Consider the following 18,828-nt stretch of genomic DNA (forward strand, 5'->3'; position numbering starts at 1 on the left):
CGACCCGTCGGGAGGTCGACGTGCGGGGCCAGCAGCAGGCGGATCCCGGGGGCCGTGCCCACGGCACCCGCGGCGACGTCCCGGCCACCCTGCCCACGGACCCGCTCGCCGCGCTCAGCCTGCTCGTCGACACCGACCCGGTCGCCGCCACCGAGCAGCTCGACGCCCGGCTCGCCGCGCTCGCGGACGGCGGGCCCGGGGACCCGGAGGACGAGCCGCGCCTCCTCGTGCTGCGGGCCCGCGCCCGTCACTTCCGTCGCGACCTGCGCGCGCACGAGGACACCGCCCGGGCGCTCGAGCTGCTCGACAGCGCGAGCGAGCCGCTGCTGTGCGCCCAGGCGCTCAACATGCACGCGATCTCCTCGGGCTACCTCGGCGACCTCCACGCCCAGCTGCGCTGCCTCGACCGCGGGCTCGAGGCGCTCCTGCGCACGAGCGGGGCGGAGTCGACCCGGCTGCGCTCCGTCATGCGCCACAACCTCGCGGTGGCCCTCTACGACCTCGGCGACGCGCGCGGCGCGCTCGGGCTGCTCGAGGACGCCCGCCGCGAGGCCCGCTCCCTCGGGCACCCCCGGCAGCAGGAGTGGGTCCTCATGAGCTCCGTCGCCGCGGCGTCCTTCCTCCTGCGCGGCTACGAGGGCCAGCCACCCGTGGACGGCGAGGAGCGCGACGCGCTGCTCGCGCTCGTCGACGAGTGGACCGACGAGGCCGTCGCCGCCGCCGAGCGCGCCGTCGCCGTCGGTGAGGGCATGGCGAACCGACGGGGTGCCTCGTGGTGCCTCGCGCGGCGGGCGCAGCTGCGGGGCGACCTCGACGCGGCCCTGCGGCACGCGCGCGACACCGTCCAGCTCGTCGGGACCCTCGGCGAGGTCGACGTCCTCGCCCGCAGCCGCGCGCTGCTCGCCGAGGTCCTGCTGGAGCGCGGGGAGCTCGACGAGGCCGAGCGCATCCTCCTCGACGCCACGGCCAGCACCGACCGGCTCGGCTCGGTCACGAGCGTCATGGTGTGGCACATGCTCGCGACGTGCCGGGAACGGCGCGGCGACCTCGTCGGGGCCCTCGCCGCCATGCGCCGGTACGTGACCGCGGTCACCGCCTCACGCGACATGCAGGTGCACAGCACGGCGGCCGTCAACGCGGCCCGCCTGCGTCGGGAGGAGCTGGAGCGGGAGCGGGACACGTGGCGGCGGACGTCGGAGAGCGAGCGTCGCGCCGCCCGCGTCGACGCCCTCACGGGCATCGACAACCGGCGGTCGTTCACCGACGCCATGGCCGACCACGCGACGGCGGGGACCCGCCTCGCGCTCGCCATCGTCGACCTCGACCACTTCAAGGCCGTCAACGACCGCTACGGGCACGTCGTGGGCGACGAGGTGCTCGTCCGCGTGGCCGCGGCGATGTCCGCCGCGCTCGTGGGCGTGGCCGGCGCAGGCTTCTACCGGGTGGGCGGGGAGGAGTTCGTCGTCACGTTCCCCGTCCACGACCTCGACGCGGCCGCCGTCGCGCACGTCGTCGACACCGTGCGGACCGCCGTGACGGCCGTCGACTTCTCCGACGTGCCGGCCCTGCTCGACGAGCACGGGCCGCTGCAGGTCTCGGCGTCCGCGGGCGCGACGATCGGCGTGCCCGTCGACGCCGCATCGCCCGCCGGGGACCTGCTGCGGGCCGCCGACCGTCACCTCTACGAGGCCAAGCGCAGCGGACGGGACCGGCTCGTCGGCCCGTGAGCCCGCTCCGCCGTCCCGGCGGCTACAGCGCGTACGAGTGGTTGCCCACGAAGAGGTAGTTGACGCCGAAGAAGTTGAAGAGCAGGCACGCGAAGCCGAGCACCGCGATCCACGCGCTGCGGGTGCCGGCCCACCCGGCGGTCGAGCGGGCGTGGAGGTAGGCGGCGTAGACGACCCAGATGACGAGCGACCACACCTCCTTCGGGTCCCAGCCCCAGTAGCGGCCCCACGCCTCCGCGGCCCAGATCGCGCCTCCGACGACGGTGAAGGTCCACAGGACGAAGCCGACCGCGTGCAGCTGGAAGGAGGTCTGCTCGAGCCGTCGGGCCGAGGGGACGTGGGCGAGGAACCGGCCCGGCGTCGCGCCGGCGGCGACCGCCGCCTCCTGCCGGTGCTGCGCGAGCTGCACGACGGCGAGGCTGAACCCGATCGTGAACAGCGCCGACGCGACGAAGGCGATCGACACGTGGACGACGAGCCACGAGCTCTGCAGCGCCGGCGACAGCGCACTGGCCTCGGTGTAGAAGAACGACGTCGCGACCATGAGCGTGAGCAGCACGGGGAACACGACGAAGCTGCCGAGCCAGCGCCAGCCCCCGGTGCGGAGCAGCACGAGGTAGACGAGGCTCACCGCGAGCGACCCGGACAGCGCGAACTCGTACGCGTCGCTCCACGGCACCCGCGACACCGCGACACCGCGGGCGACGACCGCGACGAGGTGGAGGAGGGTCGCGAGGACGAACAGGCTCGTGCCGATCCCGCCCGCGCGGCCCCTCCGCACTGCCGGACCCGCCGTCGTGTCGCCGCCGGTGCCCGCGCCGCTCACGTCGGACGGGACGGTGGGGGCGCCGGCCGGTACCGCCTCACGCACCTCGGCACCGCGTCGCTCCCGCACCCGGGACACGCGCCGGGAGCCGGCGAGGTCGACGGCGTACGCGACGAGGGACCCCGCGTAGACGGCCATCGCGGAGTACGTGGCGGCGTCGCTCGCACCCGCCCACCCCTCGTCGACGGGGCTGCCCGTGCCGAGCAGGGCGGTGGGGGCCAGGCCGGTGAGCGCCTGCAGCACGTCGGTCATCCGCGTCCTCCTGTCGTGTCGGACCTGGTGGCGGCGTCGGCCCGGACGTCGGCCCGGACGGCGGCGAGGACGCGGTCGACGAGCGGCTGCTGTCCGGCGTCCCGGCCGCGGGACAGCGCGGCCACGTCCACCACGGTACGCGCGGGCACACCGCCGCCGGCCGACGGGTCGTCGGACACCTCGGCCGGGCGCACCCGCACCCAGACCCGGCGGCGCGGCAGGAAGAGGCTGAGCACGAGCCCGGTGGTGGCGAGCAGGGACGCGACGAGCGCGAGCGGACCCGAGGGGTCCGCCCGCAGCTGGAAGGCGGCGAAGCGCGGCAGCCCGTCGAACGTCACGGTGCCGAGCCCGTCGGGCAGCTCGACGGTGTCGCCGGGGGCGAGGACGAGGACGGCGGGCGCACCGGAGGCGTCCTGCACCTGCGTCATGTCCGTCGTGTCGAGCTCGTACACCGACTGCGCGGTGCCGTCGCCGAGGCCGATGTCCCCGGTGAAGGCCGTGAGGACGAGCCGCGGGCGGCGTGCGTCGGGGAAGAGGGAGCGGATGCCCGCGTCGGTCTCCGCGGGGGCGGTGGGCACGAGGAAGCCGCTGAGCCCGATGTCGTCCCCGCCGGGCACGGGCGCCTTCACGACGCCCTCGGAGGTGTACGTCGCGTCGAGCGGCAGGAACGGCACGGCCCCGGACCAGCGCACGTCGCCGTCGCCGTCGCGGACCTCGACGACGGGCGCGTACCCGTTGCCGGTGAGGAAGATGCTCGTGCCGGCGACCTCGAGCGGCTCGTTGACGCGCACCCGGCCCGGCACGGGGTCCGCCGAGGGGCCGGTGCGGTAGGTGAGGGACGCGGCGAAGTCCCGCGGGGCGCCGAGCTCGCTCACCTGCTCCTCCTCGAAGGCGACGTCGAGGCGGTCGAGGCGGAACGAGAAGGGCGGGAGGGCGCTCGCGTCGAAACGTGCCCCCGGCGTCACGGAGTCGTAGGCGGGCAGGACGTTGCTGAACGACCCACCCTCGACGACGAGGGCCTCACCCCGGTACGCGTACAGCGACCCGGTGGCGAGGGCGACGAGCACGCCGATGAGGCTCACGTGGAACAGGAGGTTGCCGGTCTCGCGGAGCCTGCCCGTCTCCGCGGCGAGCGAGCGGGCACCGTCGGCCTCCTCGCGCTCCGCCACGACGTGCCCGAGGCGAGCGCGGAGCGGGTCGGCGGCGAGGACGCCGCGCGCGCGGGCGAGGACGGTCGGCGGGTCGGCGTCGACGAGGACGCGACCGGACGCCGGCAACCGGTCGAGGCGGGCGGGGGTCCGGGGCGGCGGACGCCGCCACGTGCGGACCAGGTCGCGGGCGCGCGGGACGATGCAGCCGACGAGGCTGACGAACAGCAGCAGGTAGACGGCGGCGAACCACGGCGAGGCGTAGACGTCGAAGAACCCGAGGCGGTCGAGCCACCGCCCGCTCGTCGGGTTGTCCGCGAGGTAGGCGGCGACGGCGCCCGCGTCGACGCCCCGCTGCGGGAACAGCGAGCCGGGGACGGTCGCGACGGCGAGCAGCAGGAGGAGCAGGAGCGCGGTCCGCATGCTCGTGAGCTGTCGCCACAGCCACCGCAGCGACCCGAGGAGTCCGAGCGCCGGAGGGGCGGGCGGCTCCTCCGGCGGGGCCGGGCGCGGCGAGGCGGGGGCGCTCACCGGTGCCCGCTCGACACGGGGCTGCTCACAGGAGGACGCCGAAACGGCTGATGGGGCCCTGGAGCCAGCCGACGAGCCAGTCCCACGCCCCGGTGACGAGGAGCAGCCCGACGACGACGAGCATGGCGCCCCCGATGCCCGTGAGGAGCCGACGGTGCCGCCGCAGCGGCTCCAGCCGGACGAGGCCGCGCGCGTAGGCGGCGGCGACGAGGACGAACGGCACCCCGAGACCGAGGCAGTAGACGAACGCGAGGAGGGCGCCGCGGCCGGCGCCGCCCTCTGTCCCCGCGAGCAGGAGCACCGCGCCGAGCGTCGGACCGACGCACGGCACCCACCCGACGCCGAAGGCGGCGCCGAGCAGCGGGGCCCCCGCGAGGCCGACGGCGGGGCGCACGTGGAGGCGGCGCTCGGTGCGCCCGAGCGGCACGACCCCGGCGAAGACGAGGCCGAGCCCGACGGCGAGGACGCCCGCGACGACGTCGACGAGCCGGGCGCGGGGCAGCAGCGCCCCGGCGACGCCCGCGAGGGAGCCGAGGGCGACGAAGACGACGGCGAAGCCGAGGACGAACAGCGACGCCCCTGCCACCAGCCGGCGGGTGGGAGCGGTCGCGGGGTCGGCGAGCCGTGTGGCGACCGCGGTCCCACCGCCACCGGTCGCGGCCGGCTGCGGCCGCTGCTCCCCCATCGCCGACACGTACGCGAGGTAGCCGGGCACCAGCGGCAGGACGCAGGGCGAGGCGAACGACACGAGCCCCGCGAGCAGGGCGAGCGGGAGGGCGAGGAGGAGCGAGCCGTCGAGGACGGTCTCCGCGGCGCCCGTCATCGCCCGGCCGCCGCCGCCCCGCGCACGTCCTCGACGACGCCGACGAGGGTGGCCCGGTCGACGCGGGACAGGATGCGGGCCGCCACACGGCCCTCCTCGTCGAGGACGAGGGTGGCGGGGACGGTGTTGGGGGGGACGGAGCCCGCGAGCGGCAGCAGGAGGAGGGAGTCGGGGTCGTGGAGGCTCGGCCAGCCGATGCCGTACTCCTCCTCGAAACCGGCGGCCGCCTCCACCGAGCGGTCGCGGATGTTGATCCCGACGAACCGGACGCCCTCGTCGGCGAGCTGCGCCTCGGCCTCGACGAGGTCGGGGGCCTCGGCGTGGCACGGCGCGCACCACGAGCCCCACACGTTGAGCACGACCGTCTCCCCGCGGAGGTCGGCGACGTCGAGCGGCTCGCCGTCGAGGGTCGTCCCGGTCACGCCGTCGACGGGCTCGCCGCGGTCGTCGGCCGGGAGGACCTCGACGGTCGCGTCGCCGGACACGTACGCGCGGGCGGCCTCGTCCCGCAGCCCGGGCACCCCGGCCTCCCCGGCCGTGCACGCCCCGAGCAGCAGCGTCGCCGCCGCCGCCCCGACGGCGACGGCTCCTCGCACGCGCACGCTCACACCCCCGCCGCGGGCTCGCGGTAGCCGACCCCGACGAGCCGGTCGTCGTCGAACCGGAACGACGTGAGGGAGGCGAGGGCGCACTCCCGCCGGCGCGGGTCGTGCCACGTCCGCCGGCCGACGGCGGCGTTCCGGGCGGTCCAGATCGGCAGCTGGTGGGACACGCACACGATCTCGTGGCCCCGTGCGGCGTCCCGTGCGTCGGCGACCGCGGCGAGCATGCGGGTGGCGATCTCCTCGTACGGCTCGCCCCACGACGGACGGAACGGGTTCCACAGGTGCCGCCAGTGGACGGGCTTGCGCAGCGAGCCGCCGCCCGTGCCGATGGTGAGGCCCTCGAAGACGTTCGCGCTCTCGATGAGCCGCGGGTCGGTGCCGACCTCGACCCCGAGCATCCGGGCGAGCGGCGCGGCGGTCTCCTGCGCCCGCTGCAGCGGGGAGGCCACGACCGCGACGACGTCGCCGCGGGACAGGTCGTCGGCGACCCGGGCCGCCATGCGCTGCCCGCGCTCGCTCAGCCGGTAGCCCTCGAGGCGGCCGTAGAGCACCTGCGCGGGGTTGTGGACCTCACCGTGGCGCAGCAGGTGGACGGTGGTCCGCACCGGGCCCGACGCGCTCACGCGCCCGTCCCCGCACGGGCGGCGGCGGCCGCGCGCGCCGCGGCCGGCAGGGCCTCGAGGACGCGCCCGACGGCCTCGTCGTCGTGGGAGGCGGAGACGAACCACGCCTCGAACGCGGACGGCGGCAGGTGGACGCCCTGCTCGAGCATGCTGTGGAAGAACGCGGCGAACGCCGTCGCGTCCTGGGTCCGGGCGGCGTCGTAGTCGTGGACGCCGTCGGCGACCACCGCGTCGTCGGGGGCGAGGAACACGCTGAACATGCTGCCCGCGTGCTGGACGACGTGCGGGACCCCGGCCGCGTCGAGGGCGGCACCCGCGGCCGCGGACAGGGTGCGGGCGACCTCGTCGACGCGTTCGTACACCGCGGCGTCCGCCAGGCGCAGGGTCGTGAGGCCGGCGGCGACCGCGACCGGGTTCCCGCTGAGGGTGCCCGCCTGGTAGACGGGGCCGAGCGGGGCGAGGTGGGTCATGAGGTCGGCGCGCCCGCCGAACGCGGCGGCCGGGAAGCCGCCGCCCATGACCTTGCCGAACGTGAAGAGGTCCGGTGGCGGGAGCGTCTCGCCCCCGGCGGCCGCGCAGTCCTGCTCGAGGCCGTGCCAGCCGGAGGGCCCGACGCGGAACCCCGTCATCACCTCGTCGTACACGAGCAGGGCGCCGTGGGCGGCCGTGAGCTCGCGCAGCAGTGCCGCGAACCCGGGTCGCGGGGGCACGACCCCCATGTTCCCGGCGGCCGCCTCGGTGATGACGCACGCGATCCGCTCGCCGTGCTCGGCGAAGGCCGCGCGCAGGGCGCCGGGGTCGTTGTACGGCAGGACGACGGTGTCGGCGGCCGCGGCGCCGGTGATGCCGGGGCTGCTCGGGAGCCCGAACGTCGCGAGCCCCGACCCGGCCTGGGCCAGCAGGGCGTCGACGTGGCCGTGGTAGTGCCCGGCGAACTTCACGACGACCGGCCGACCCGTGGCGCCGCGGGCGAGCCGGACGGCGCTCATCGTCGCCTCGGTGCCGCTGGAGACGAGCCGGACCTGCTCGACGGCGGGCACCCGGCGCACGATCTCCTCGGCGAGCTCGACCTCGGGCTCCGTGGGCGCGCCGAAGGAGAAGCCGCGGGCGGCCGCCGCCTGGACGGCCTCGACCACCTCGGGGTGCGCGTGGCCGAGCAGCATGGGACCCCACGAGCACACGAGGTCGACGTAGCGGGTGCCGTCGGCGTCGGTGAGCCACGGCCCGCGTGCGGAGGCGATGAAGCGGGGCGTCCCCCCGACGGCACGGAACGCCCGCACCGGGGAGTTGACGCCGCCGGGCACGAGCGCGCGGGCGCGGTCGAGGAGCGCGGCCGAGCGTGCCGTCGATCCGGCCGGTGCGTGCGGGGTCGTCGTCACGGCCCCAGTGTCCCAAGCCCGGCGGGGTGCCACCGGACCGGGTTCCGAGCGGGCCGCGCGGGCGGCCGGGTCAGGGCCGACGACCGCTGCCCGGGCGGAGCGAGTCGCGGACCGTCGCCATCATGGCGCCGAGGGCGAGGAAGTCGTCCCGGTCGAGACGGTCGACGAGCCGCTCGCGGACGCTCGCCACGTGGTGGGGTGCCGTCGCGACGAGCGCGGCCATGCCCTCGTCGGTGAGGGTGCACCGCACGCCGCGGCGGTCCTCCTCGCACGGCTCGCGGCGCACGAGCCCGCGGGACTCCATGCGCGACACCGTGTGGGTGAGCCGGGAACGGGAGTGCAGCACCAGACCGGCGAGCTCGCTCATCCGCAGCGAGCGGCCCTCGGTCTCCGACAGCTGCACGAGGATGTCGTACTCGCTGAGGCTGAGGCCGTGGGCGGCGAGGTCGCGGTTGAGGGCGTCCTCGAGCAGCGCCGAGCCCTCGAGCCACGCGCGCCACGCGCGCTGCTGGTCGGCGTCGAGCCACCGCTCCTGCGTCACAGCGGGTGAGCCTAGCCGCTGACCTGCGAGGGACCGGCCTGCGGACCGGTGACGTCGAGCGCCCGCGCGACGTCGAGGGCGGCGTACGTGAGGACGACGTCCGCCCCCGCGCGGCGGATGGCGAGGAGGCTCTCGAGCATCGCCCGGTCCCCGTCGAGCCAGCCGTTGCCCGCCGCCGCGTGCACCATCGCGTACTCCCCCGACACCTGGTACGCCGCGACCGGGACGGGGCTGGCGTCGGCGACGCGACGCAGGACGTCGAGGTACGGCAGCGCGGGCTTCACCATGACGACGTCCGCGCCCTCGGCGAGGTCGTGGGCGAGCTCGACGAGCGCACCCCGGGCGTCGGCGGGGTCCTGCTGGTACGTCGCGCGGTCGCCCTGCAGCGTCGACTCGACGGCGTCGCGGAACGGGCCGTAGTACGCGGAGGCGTACTTCGCGGCGTACGCGAGCACCCCGACGTCGGTGCGCCCGTGCCCGTCGAGCGCGCGTCGCACGACGCCGACCTGGCCGTCCATCATCCCGCTCGTGCCGAGCAGGTGGGCGCCGGCGGCGGCCTGCGCGAGCGCGCCGGCGGCGTAGCGCTCGAGCGTGGCGTCGTTGTCGACCCGGCCCGCGCCGTCGAGCACGCCGCAGTGGCCGTGGTCGGTGAACTCGTCGAGGCAGAGGTCGGCCATGAGGACGGTGTCGTCGCCGACGGCGTCGGCGAGGTCGGCGAGCGCGACGTTGAGGACGCCCGAGGGGTCGTCGAGGCCGCTGCCGGTGGCGTCCCGGCGCTCCGGCACGCCGAAGACCATGATCCCGCCGACCCCCGCGGCGACCGCCTCCCGCGCGAGCGCGACGACGCTGCGCCGCGTGTGCTGGAGGACACCCGGCAGGCTCGCGACCGGCCGCGGCTCGCGCAGCCCCTCGCGGACGAAGACGGGCAGGACGAGGTCGGCGGGGTGGAGCCTGGTCCCCGCGACGAGCCGGCGAAGCGCGGGCGTCGCCCGCAGGCGGCGGGGACGGCCGACGGGGAAGCCCGCCACCGCCGCCCCCGCGGTGCCGCCGTCGCCGGCGTGGCCCGGGACCGGGACGGTGCTCACCGCCGCGACCTCATGGCAGCGACCTCACCGGGCGCGCCGGCGCGCGGCCGGGGTGCGCTGCGACGGGCGGGCCCACTCCTGCCCGTCGGCCTCCGCGGCGGCCCGCAGGGCCGAGCCGTGGTCGGCGAGCGCGTCGACCAGCACGCCGACCTCCGGCTCCGGGGCGAGGACGTCGACCCGGAGGCCGTGCTCCTCGGCCGTGGCCGCGGTCCGCGGGCCGATGCACGCGATGACGGTGGCCGCGTGCGGCTTGCCCGCGATCCCGACGAGGTTGCGGACCGTCGAGCTCGACGTGAAGAGCACGGCGTCGAAGCCGCCCGTCTTGATGGCCTCGCGGACGTGGGCCGGCGGAGGTGCCGCGCGGACGGTCCGGTAGGCGGTGACGTCGTCGACCTCCCACCCCATGCCCTGCAGGCCCGCGACGAGGGTGTCGGTGGCGATGTCCGCGCGGGGCAGGAGCACACGGTCGATGGGGTCGAGCTGGGCGTCGAAGGCGGGCCACACCTCGAGCAGGCCCTTGGCCGACTGCTCGCCCGTCGGGAGGAGGTCCGGCTCGAGCCCCCAGTCGCGCAGGGCGTCGGCGGTGACCCCGCCCACCGCGGCGATCTTCAGTCCGGAGAAGGAGCGCGCGTCGAGCCCGAGGGCCTCGAGGTGCTCGCGCACCGCCCGGACCGCGTTGGCGCTCGTGAAGCCGACCCACTCGTAGCGCCCGGTGACGAGGCCGCGGACGGCCTTGTCCATCTGCTGCGGCGTCCGGGGCGGTTCGACGCTGATGGTCGGCACGACGACGGGGTCCGCGCCGAGCTCGCGCAGGTGCGCGACGACCGGCTCGGACTGCTGCTTGGTGCGGGGAACGAGGACGCGCCACCCGAACAGCGGACGGGTCTCGAACCACGACATCGCCCCGCGCTGGCGGACGGCGTCCCCCACGACGAGTGTCACCGGCTCGGCCAGGTCGCCGAGGACGTCGCCCGCCTTCGCCAGCGGCACCTCGACGCTGTGCTGGAGGGTCGTCGTGGCCCGCGACACCGCCACGGTCGGCGTGTCGACGGCCCACCCGGCGCCGACGAGGCGCTCGGACGCGACGGCGAGCCGGTCGCGGGGCCCGACGAGGACGAGCGTGCCGTCGCCGGGGGCGGGCAGGGCGCTCTCGTCACCCGTGCGGTCCTCGCGGACGTCGAGCAGGTGGACGTGGTCGGTGCCTGCGGGGGCCAGCGGGACGCCGGCGTACGCCGGGGCGGCGACCGCGGGGCTGATGCCGGGCACGACCTCGACCTCGGCGCCGGCGCCACGGGCGGCCGCCACCTCGGCGGTCACGGTCGAGAACGTCGTCGCGTCCCCCGGGACGAGCCGCACCACCCGCGCGCCGGCGCTCGCGGCGGCGGTGACGGCACGGGCCCTCGCCGCGCGGGCGAGCTGGCTGTCGTCGGTCTGGTCGAGCTCGACGAGGGCGACGTCGCCGCGCGCGCACCGCGCGAGCAGGGCGTGCGGCGCGGGGGTGTCGGTGAGGACGGTGTCGGCCTGGGCGAGGAGCTCCGCCGCCCGCAGCGTGAGGAGCCCCGGGTCGCCGGGGCCGGCGCCGACGAAGGCGACGTGGGCGGGGCCGTCCTGCCGGCGCGGCCGCACCGAGGGCCCGTCGCCGCCGACCGGCCCCGTGGGCGAGGTGGCGGGCGTGGCCCGGGTGTCGGGCGTGCGGCTGGTCATCGCAGGCTCTCCTCGTGCTCGGTGGTGCGCGGGCCCGGACGCGTGCTGGTCCGGCGTGTGGTCCCGGCGGTGCCGGTGCGGGCGGCGAGCAGCCGCCGTCCCGCCCGCTCCCCCGTCGCCTCGGCCTCGTGCGTCCCCCCGTGCTCCTCGACCCGGACGACGTCCCCGGCGTCGGCGTCGGCGGCGACGTCGGCGTCGGCGTCGGCGTCGGGTGCGGCGGCTCCCAGCAGGACGAGCCGGTCGCCCTCCACCCGTGCCCACGCGCCGACCGGCGCGGAGCAGCCGGTGTCGAGGACGGCGAGGAGGCGGCGCTCCGCCGTGACCGCGGCCCGGGTGGGCGGGTGGTCGAGCGCCGCGCGGACCCGGTCGGCGAGCGGGTCGTCGGCCCGGGTCTCGACCGCCAGGGCACCCTGACCGGGAGCCGGGACGACGACCGCGGGGTCGAGGACCTCGCTCACCTCGTCGCCGCGGCCGAGGCGGCGCAGGCCGGCGTGGGCGAGGATCACGGCGTCCAGGTCCGCGTGGACCCGGGCGAGGCGGGTGTCGACGTTGCCGCGCACGTCGACGACCTCGACGTGCCGGCCGTCGCGGCGGCAGACCTCGCGCAGCAGTGCGGCGCGGCGGGGGGAGCCGGTGCCGACGCGCGCCCCGTCGGGCAGGTCGGCGAGCCCGCCGAGGCCCGGGCGGGTGACGAGGACGTCGCGCGGGTCCTCTCGCTCCGGGACGGCGGCGAGGACGATCCCCGGCGCGGGCGCCGTCGGCAGGTCCTTGAGGGAGTGGACGGCGACGTCGACGCGGCCGTCGAGCAGGGCCTCGCGCAAGGCCGACACGAACACCCCGACCCCGCTGGCGCGGCGGGCCAGCTCGCGCAGCGGCGCGGGGTCGGTGTCGCCCGCGGTGCTGATCTCGACGAGCTCCGTCGCCTCGCCGGTCGCCGCCGTGAGCGCCGCGGCGACGAGACCGGACTGGGTGCGGGCGAGCGCGCTCGCCCGGGTGCCGACGCGGATCACGGCCGCCCCCCCGGGGCGGGGCGGCCGAGGCCGGCCGCGGGGTCGTCGCCGTGCTCGCCGACGACCGAGACGGGGTCGAGGCTGTCGCCGACCGTCAGGCCGAAGAGGGTCTGCAGCGCCTCGGCGTACACGGAGCCGTCCGGCTGCGCGGCGAGCTCCTTGATGCGGACGGTGGGGGTGTGGAGGACCTTGTCGACGACGCGGCGCACCGTCCGCTCCACCTCCGCCGCGACGGCGGGGTCGAGGGCACCGAGCCGGCCGCGGAGCCGGTCGAGCTCCGCCTCGACGACGGCGTCGGCCTGCGAGCGCAGCGCGACGACGGTCGGCGTCACCCTCGCCGCGTGCGCCTCGGCGCGCCACAGCTCTACCTCCTCCGCCACGACGGCGTGGGCGCGGGCCACCTCGCCGTCGGCGCGGACGGCGTCGGGCCCTGTCCCCGCGAGCAGGCCCGCGAGCTCCTCGAGGTCGACGAGGTGGACGGCCGTCGGGTCGAGGTCCCCGAGGGGCTCGACGTCGCGCGGCAGGGCGAGGTCGACGAGGACGAGCGGGCGGCCGCCGCGGCGCGCCACGGCGGCGCGGACGTCCGCGGCGTGGACGACGTGCCCGACCGACCCCGTGCACGACACGAGGACGTCGACCTCGTCGAGCACGGCGGGCAGGTCGCCGAGCGCGGCGGTGCGGCCGGCGACGGTGGCGGCGAGGCGCGCGGCCGGTCCGGGGGTGCGGTTGAGGACCGTGACGTCCCCCGTGCCGACGCCCGAGCGGGCGAGTGTCGCGACGACGAGCCCGGCCATGCCGCCGGCGCCGACGACCGCCACCCGGGCGCGGGCGAGGTCGCCGACCACCTGCTCCGCCCGCGCGAGCGCCTCGCTCACCATCCGGTTGCCGAGCCGCTCGAGCCCGCTCTCCGCGCGGGCGCGCCGACCGACGCGCAGGGCGCGCTCGACGACCGCGGCGAGACGACCCCCGGCGTGACCGGCGGCCCGGGAGTGGGCGTAGGCGCTACGGACCTGGCCGAGGACCTGCGCCTCGCCGATGGCCATGGAGTCCAGGCCCGCGACCACGCGGAAGGTGTGCTCGACGGCCGCCTGGTCGTAGTGGGCGTACATGTGCTCGACGATGTCGGCGACGGCGACGCCGCTGCCGTGGGACAGGGCGGCCGAGACCGCGGCGACACCGCTGTGGAACCGGTCGACGTCGACGAACACCTCGACCCGGTTGCACGTCGCGAGGACCATCGCCTCGTTGACGTACGGCTGGGAGAGGACGGCGCGGGCGACCGCGTCGGCGTCCGACGTGGCGGCGGCGAGCCGCTCGAGCTGCGGCAGGGGGGCCGTGCGGTGGCTGGCCCCGACGACGAGGAGGGTCACCGGCCGGCCCCCGCTCCGGCCGCCGGCCCCTCGCTGCCGCGGACCGCGGGCTCGGGGGCGGGCACGACCCGGGCGACCGCGGGCAGCTCCCCGAGGAGGGCGCTGCGCTTGCGCTGCTCGTGGAAGCCGAGGATCTGCAGCTCGCTCGACAGGTCGACCGCGCGCACCGTCACCCCCGCCGGGACGCGCACGGTGGCGCCCGCGAAGGTGAGGATGCTCGTCACGCCGGCGGCGACGAGCGCGTCGCACGTCGGCTGGGCCGCGGCGGCGGGGGTCGCGACGACGGCGATCCGGACGCCGCGGCGCGCGACGAGCGCAGGCACCTCGTCGACGTGGTGGACCGTGTGGCCGTTGACCTCGGTGCCGACCACCGAGGGGTCGGCGTCGAAGAGGGCGGCGATGCTGAGGCCGCGGCTGGAGAAGCCGCCGTAGTGCGCGAGGGCGCGCCCGAGGTTGCCGACGCCGACGATGGCGACGGGCCAGTCGTGCTCGAGCCCGAGGACGGCGGACATCTCGTGGACGAGGGTCGCGACGTCGTACCCGACCCCGCGGGTGCCGTACGTGCCGAGGTGGGACAGGTCCTTGCGGAGCATGGCCGCGGACACGTGGACGCTCTCGGCGAGCTCGGAGCTCGACACCGTGGTGACGCCGGCGGAGGCGAGGGCGTGGAGCGCCTGCAGGTAAGTGGGCAGGCGCTGGACGGTCGCCTCCGGCACCCCGTCGACCGCCGGCGCGGCGGGCGAGGCGGTCGCCTCCCACTCGGCGGCACCCACGGCGGCGGACGACGTCGTACGGGCCGCCGGACCCCTGCGCCCGCGGGCGTCGGCCCGGGGCAGGCGCAGACGCTTCAGCGGCACATGACCTCCTCGTGGACTGGCTCGATCGTACGTGCTTGTGACGACAGGCACAAAGTCGCGCGACCCTCCTGCGGCACCGGCGCGGCGGGGTGTGGTAGCGGCCACGAGGTGGTGATCGGCCGCGGGGCTCACCACGTGAGGCGCTCGGCGGGTCCCTCGCCCCGGGCGGCAGCGGCGAGCACCCGCCGGAGGCGCTCGGCGTCGACGCGCAGCTGCTCGACGACCCTGCCGTCGACCTCGACGACCGGGATGCGGTCCCAGTAGGCGGCGTGCAGCCGGGGGTCGTCGTCGACCGACGCCTCCTGCAGCCGCGCGCCGACGCGCGCGCACTCGCGGGCCACGACGGGGCGCGCCTCGTCGCACAGGTGGCAGCCCCGGCGCCCGACCAGCCGCACCTCGGGCACGCGCGCCCCGGCGGCGGCTGCCGCGTCGCGCCGCGGCAGCAGCCGGCGGATCCGGTCCGTGACCCGGTCGAGCACCTCCGGGCCCCCGTCAGCCGAGGAAGACCGAGCGCCGCTGGACGAGCAGCGCGTAGAGGGTCTGCTGGATGACCTCGCGCACCCGGTCGGTGATCTCGAAGACCACCATCGGGTCGTCGGCGGCGGCCGGGTCGAGGGTGTCGGTCGGGACGGGCTCCCCGAGCTCGATGAGCCACTTGCTCGGCAGCGGGACGAGACCGAGCGGACCGAGCCACGGCCAGGTCGGCGTCACCGGCCAGAACGGGGCGCCGAACAGGCGGGCGAGCGGGCGCACGTCGGCGAGCATCGGGTGGATCTCCTCCGCCCCCACGATGCTGACCGGCACGATCGGCACCTGCGTGCGGATGGCGGCGGAGACGAACCCCCCGCGGCCGAAGCGCTGGAGCCGGTACCGGTCGCGGTAGTGCTTGCCGATCCCCTTGAACCCCTCGGGCCACACGCCCACGAGCTCGCCGGCGGTGAGGAGCCGTTCGGCGTCGCTCGTCGTGGCGAGGGTGGCGCCCATCCGCCGGGCCACGTCACCGACGAGCGGTGTCGCGAAGACGAGGTCCGCCCCGAGGAGCCGGAGGAAGCGCCCGTCGGTCGCGTCGTGGACCGCGACCTGCGTCATGAGGGCGTCCCACGCCAGCGTCCCGCTGTGGTTGCCGACGAGGAGGGCGCCCCGGTCCGCGGGGATGTTCTCCTGACCGCGCAGCTCCACCCGGAACCAGTGCCGGTAGACCGGGCGCAGCACCGCGAGCAGCACCCGCTCGGTGAGCTCGGGGTCGAAGCCGAACTCGTCGACGGCGTAGTCGCCCTCCAGCCGGCGGCGCACGAGCTCGACGGCGTCGACGAGGAGCTCGGCGAGGTGGCCGCCGTCGCTCGTCACCTCGCGCGCGGTCGTCCCCTCCGGCGCGGGTGCAGTCGCGACGGGCTCCGTGGCCGGCAGGTCCGGGACGACCCGCAGGCGGGGCGGCGGGCCCTCCGCCAGCCGCTCGACGACCTCGAGGCCCGCGGCCTCGCCGTGGCGGGTGACGGCCTCGTCGAGCGCGTCGGCCGCCGGCGCGTCGAGCAGCGGTGTGCCGGCCCGTCGTCGTCGTGCCCGTTCGGCGGCCGCGCGGCCGGCGGCCTGGTCGAGGCCGGACCGGCCGGTGCCGCTCACCGGGACGCCCGCTCGAGGGAGGCGACGGTGTCGACGACGGCGCTGCGGAGCTCCTCGGCGACGAGGTCGACGGCCGGGCGGACACCGCGCAGGCGGTGGGAGGCGCAGAAGTCCTCGAAGGCCTGCCGGGTGGTCCGGGCCGGCACGAAGCCGAGCTCGGTCCGGCAGCGGGTGGTGTCGAGGACGCGGCCGTAGCCGAGCAGGCGGAGGTCCTCGACGGTGAGCTCGGCGGCGCCGGCCCGCGTGAGCCACCGCGCGGCGGCGCCGGCGAACCGCTCGGGCACCCCCACGACCGGCCGACCCGCGAGCGCCGCCGCCTGGACGGTCGTGAGGACGCCGTCACCGGCGACGTTGACGGCCCCGGTCACGTGCTCCCCCGGCGGGCCGATGGTGGCGCGCACCATGGCCTCGACCGCGTCGTCCTCGTGGACCACCTGCAGCCGGCCGTCGTGGCCGAGCAGCGTGGGCACGGCGGGCAGCGCGAACACCTTCGACAGCGGCGTCTCCAGCCCCGGCCCCACGATCGAGGCGAAGCGCAGCAGCGCGACCTGGACGTCGGGGCGCCGGCGTGTGAACCCGCGGACGTAGCCCTCCACCTCGAGGCAGTCCTTGGCCCAGCCGGTGCGCGGCGGCGAGGACGCGGCCGTCGACTCCGTGAACATCGCGGGGTCGGCCGGCCCGGCGCCGTAGACGCCGGACGTCGACTTCACGACGAGGCGGCGCACGCCGGGCGCCTTCTGGCACGCGGCGAGCAGCTGCATCGTGCCGAGGACGTTGATCTCCTTCATCGGCACCCGCCCGCCTGCGGAGCGCGGCGTGGCGATGACGTTCATGTGGACGACGGTGTCGACCCGCTCCTCCCGCAGCAGCCGGCCCACGGCGGGGCTGCGGATGTCGGCGCGGACGAAGGCCGCCTCGCCGAGCGGCACCGGGGGCGGGACGACGTCGAGCCCGACGACCCGGGGCCGGGCGGGGTGGCGGGCCAGCGCAGCGGCGACCTTGCCACCGAGGTACCTGGACACCCCGGTGACGAGGACCGTGCGACCGGCCACGACGGACCCCGCCCCGCCGGTCGGCTACTTCTTGTTGCGGCGCTGGTGACGCGTGCGGCGCAGCAGCTTGCGGTGCTTCTTCTTCGCCATGCGCTTGCGGCGCTTCTTGATGACAGAGCCCACGGAGGACCTTCTCTCTCGGGTGCAGGTGGTGCGGCACGCCGCCCCGACCGACGAGCACCGACCCTGGCCGGCGCGCGCGTCGGGCGCGCGGCGCCGACGGGTTCCGCACGCAAGGCTACCGCCCGCCGGTGGGCGGCGGATCCGTCAGTCGAACCAGGGGTCGAGCCCGAGCAGCGGGAAGACCGCCTTGCGGGTCGCGAGGATCGCCTGGTCGACGGGGTCCGCCGGGTCGTAGCCGGCCTCCCACGGCTGGAACGTCGCCTCGACCCCGTCGGTCATGCGGCGCGGACCGGGCTGCCCGGTCAGCTGCACGACGTGCTCGAGCCACTCCGGCGGGACCGCGGTCGTGGGGTCGACCGGCTGGTGCGCGGCGATCCCGACGAGGTGCGCCCACGCGCGGGGCACGACGTCGACGAGCTCGTAGCCGCCGCCGCCGAGCGCGAGCCAGCGCCCGCGCGTCACCTCGTGGGCGAGGTCGTGGAGCAGCGCGGCGGCGGCGCGCTGGCCGTCGACGGACACGCGGAGGTGGGCGAGGGGGTCGAGCACGTGCGTGTCGCACCCGTGCTGGGTGACGAGGACCTGGGGGCGCACCTCGCGCACGACGGGTCGGGCGACGGCGTGGAGCGCGCGGAGCCAGCCGGCGTCGCCCGTGCCCGCGGGCAGCGCGACGTTGACAGCCGTCCCCTCCGCACCGGGCCCGCCGACGTCCGTCGGGTAGCCCGTGCCGGGGAACAGCGTCCGGCCCGACTCGTGGAGCGAGATCGTCGTCACCCGCGGGTCGTCCCAGAAGACGGACTCCGTGCCGTCGCCGTGGTGGACGTCGGTGTCGACGTACACGACCCGCTCGACGCCCGCGTCGAGGAGGGCCCGGATCGCTCCGGCGCAGTCGTTGTACACGCAGAAGCCCGAGGCGGCGTCGGCGGAGGCGTGGTGCAGGCCGCCGGCGAAGTTGACGGCGTGCCGGACCTCGTCCGCGGCTATCGCGCGAGCGAGCGCGACGGAGCCGGCGAAGACGCGGGCCGCGCTGTCGTGCATGCCGGGGAAGGCGGGCGTGTCGACCGTGCCGACGCCGTGGCCGACGTCCGCACGGACGTCGAGGGACGCCGCCCGCACGGCCGCGACGAGCCCCGCGGTGTGGACCGTGCGCAGCAGGGCGTCGTCGGCCACGGGCGCGTCGACGACGTCGACGTGCCGGAAGAGGCCGAGATCGCGGCACAGCCGCGCGGTGAGGGCGATCCGGACGGGGGCGAGCGGGTGCCCGGGACCGAAGTCGTAGCGCACGAAGTCCTCGTCCCACACGACGCGCGTGCGGTGGAGCGTCCCCGGCGGCATGGCGACACGCTAGCGGCGGCCGGGCCCTCCCCCGGCCGCCGTCGCGACCCGTGGGACCGCGCGTGGACGGCTCCGTGGACCGCAGCAGGAGCCGCCGCCCGGGACCGAGGTCCCAGACGGCTCCCAGGAACGTGCACCATGGTGTCCGGCGGACCCCGCCCCGCAGCGCCGATCCCGGCGCCGACACGTCCAGACGGACCCATCCACCAGAGGAGCCGAC

18 protein-coding genes are annotated in these 18,828 nt (G+C 76.9%); 1 reads left to right on the top strand and 17 read right to left on the bottom strand.

The genetic code is table 11. The features are described 5' to 3' along the window. Window positions 1-20 precede the first annotated feature (20 nt). Entirely contained in the window at window positions 21-1,727 is a 1,707-nt protein-coding gene (locus tag WAB14_RS12240) for a GGDEF domain-containing protein (RefSeq protein ID WP_340270148.1), read from the top strand. Between the two features lie 22 nt (window positions 1,728-1,749). Here WAB14_RS12240 and ccsB read toward each other — a convergent pair whose 3' ends face one another. From ccsB to WAB14_RS12325, 17 genes are all read right to left on the bottom strand, one after another. After that, window positions 1,750-2,805, bottom strand: coding sequence for a c-type cytochrome biogenesis protein CcsB (ccsB, locus tag WAB14_RS12245; protein ID WP_340270149.1), 1,056 nt, complete (start codon window positions 2,803-2,805; stop codon window positions 1,750-1,752). Continuing rightward, window positions 2,802-4,484, bottom strand: a complete 1,683-nt coding sequence (gene resB / locus WAB14_RS12250) for a cytochrome c biogenesis protein ResB (RefSeq protein WP_340270150.1) — start codon at window positions 4,482-4,484, stop codon at window positions 2,802-2,804. Before resB ends, ccsB begins: the two co-directional genes overlap by 4 nt. A gap of 25 nt (window positions 4,485-4,509) precedes the next feature. After that, on the bottom strand, window positions 4,510-5,307 hold the full coding sequence (locus tag WAB14_RS12255; RefSeq protein WP_340270151.1) for a cytochrome c biogenesis CcdA family protein: 798 nt from the start codon (window positions 5,305-5,307) through the stop codon (window positions 4,510-4,512). Beyond that, window positions 5,304-5,909 (bottom strand): TlpA family protein disulfide reductase, encoded by a 606-nt coding sequence (locus WAB14_RS12260; RefSeq protein ID WP_340270152.1) that lies wholly within the window; start codon window positions 5,907-5,909, stop codon window positions 5,304-5,306. The genes WAB14_RS12255 and WAB14_RS12260 overlap by 4 nt, the downstream gene beginning before the upstream one ends. A gap of 2 nt (window positions 5,910-5,911) precedes the next feature. Then, window positions 5,912-6,535 carry a histidine phosphatase family protein gene (locus tag WAB14_RS12265; protein WP_465251635.1) on the bottom strand — a complete coding sequence of 208 codons (624 nt, stop codon included), beginning with the start codon at window positions 6,533-6,535 and terminating at the stop codon, window positions 5,912-5,914. Next, window positions 6,532-7,914: a glutamate-1-semialdehyde 2,1-aminomutase gene (gene hemL, locus WAB14_RS12270; protein ID WP_340270153.1), complete on the bottom strand. Its 1,383-nt coding sequence runs from the start codon at window positions 7,912-7,914 to the stop codon at window positions 6,532-6,534. The genes WAB14_RS12265 and hemL overlap by 4 nt, the downstream gene beginning before the upstream one ends. A 70-nt stretch (window positions 7,915-7,984) precedes the next feature. Then, window positions 7,985-8,455: a MarR family winged helix-turn-helix transcriptional regulator gene (locus WAB14_RS12275; protein ID WP_340270154.1), complete on the bottom strand. Its 471-nt coding sequence runs from the start codon at window positions 8,453-8,455 to the stop codon at window positions 7,985-7,987. An 11-nt stretch (window positions 8,456-8,466) separates the two neighbouring features. Next, window positions 8,467-9,483, bottom strand: a complete 1,017-nt coding sequence (gene hemB, locus WAB14_RS12280; RefSeq protein WP_340270436.1) for a porphobilinogen synthase — start codon at window positions 9,481-9,483, stop codon at window positions 8,467-8,469. Between the two features lie 81 nt (window positions 9,484-9,564). Further along, window positions 9,565-11,244 carry a bifunctional uroporphyrinogen-III C-methyltransferase/uroporphyrinogen-III synthase gene (locus tag WAB14_RS12285; protein ID WP_340270155.1) on the bottom strand — a complete coding sequence of 560 codons (1,680 nt, stop codon included), beginning with the start codon at window positions 11,242-11,244 and terminating at the stop codon, window positions 9,565-9,567. Continuing rightward, window positions 11,241-12,254, bottom strand: a complete 1,014-nt coding sequence (gene hemC, locus WAB14_RS12290) for a hydroxymethylbilane synthase (protein WP_340270157.1) — start codon at window positions 12,252-12,254, stop codon at window positions 11,241-11,243. Before hemC ends, WAB14_RS12285 begins: the two co-directional genes overlap by 4 nt. Continuing rightward, the gene (locus WAB14_RS12295; protein WP_340270159.1) at window positions 12,251-13,624 is read right to left on the bottom strand and encodes a glutamyl-tRNA reductase; all 1,374 of its coding nucleotides are present in this window, start codon (window positions 13,622-13,624) and stop codon (window positions 12,251-12,253) included. The genes hemC and WAB14_RS12295 overlap by 4 nt, the downstream gene beginning before the upstream one ends. After that, a complete protein-coding gene (locus WAB14_RS12300; protein ID WP_377003243.1) occupies window positions 13,621-14,397 on the bottom strand; it encodes a redox-sensing transcriptional repressor Rex in 777 nt (258 codons plus the stop codon). The genes WAB14_RS12295 and WAB14_RS12300 overlap by 4 nt, the downstream gene beginning before the upstream one ends. Before the next feature lie 212 nt (window positions 14,398-14,609). Continuing rightward, window positions 14,610-14,960 carry a glutaredoxin family protein gene (locus tag WAB14_RS12305; protein WP_340270163.1) on the bottom strand — a complete coding sequence of 117 codons (351 nt, stop codon included), beginning with the start codon at window positions 14,958-14,960 and terminating at the stop codon, window positions 14,610-14,612. Between the two features lie 13 nt (window positions 14,961-14,973). After that, window positions 14,974-16,101: a lysophospholipid acyltransferase family protein gene (locus tag WAB14_RS12310; protein WP_340270164.1), complete on the bottom strand. Its 1,128-nt coding sequence runs from the start codon at window positions 16,099-16,101 to the stop codon at window positions 14,974-14,976. After that, complete coding sequence (locus tag WAB14_RS12315) at window positions 16,098-17,153, bottom strand: NAD-dependent epimerase/dehydratase family protein (protein WP_340270165.1); 1,056 nt, start codon at window positions 17,151-17,153, stop codon at window positions 16,098-16,100. The genes WAB14_RS12310 and WAB14_RS12315 overlap by 4 nt, the downstream gene beginning before the upstream one ends. Window positions 17,154-17,177: 24 nt before the next feature. Further along, window positions 17,178-17,276 carry a 30S ribosomal protein bS22 gene (locus tag WAB14_RS12320; protein ID WP_012085056.1) on the bottom strand — a complete coding sequence of 33 codons (99 nt, stop codon included), beginning with the start codon at window positions 17,274-17,276 and terminating at the stop codon, window positions 17,178-17,180. 144 nt (window positions 17,277-17,420) lie between these two features. Beyond that, entirely contained in the window at window positions 17,421-18,608 is a 1,188-nt protein-coding gene (locus WAB14_RS12325; protein ID WP_340270167.1) for an acetoin utilization protein AcuC, read from the bottom strand. Window positions 18,609-18,828: the final 220 nt, after the last annotated feature.

Origin of the sequence: Aquipuribacter nitratireducens, from assembly GCF_037860835.1 — a bacterium.
GTDB classification, from domain to species: Bacteria; Actinomycetota; Actinomycetes; order Actinomycetales; family JBBAYJ01; genus Aquipuribacter; species Aquipuribacter nitratireducens.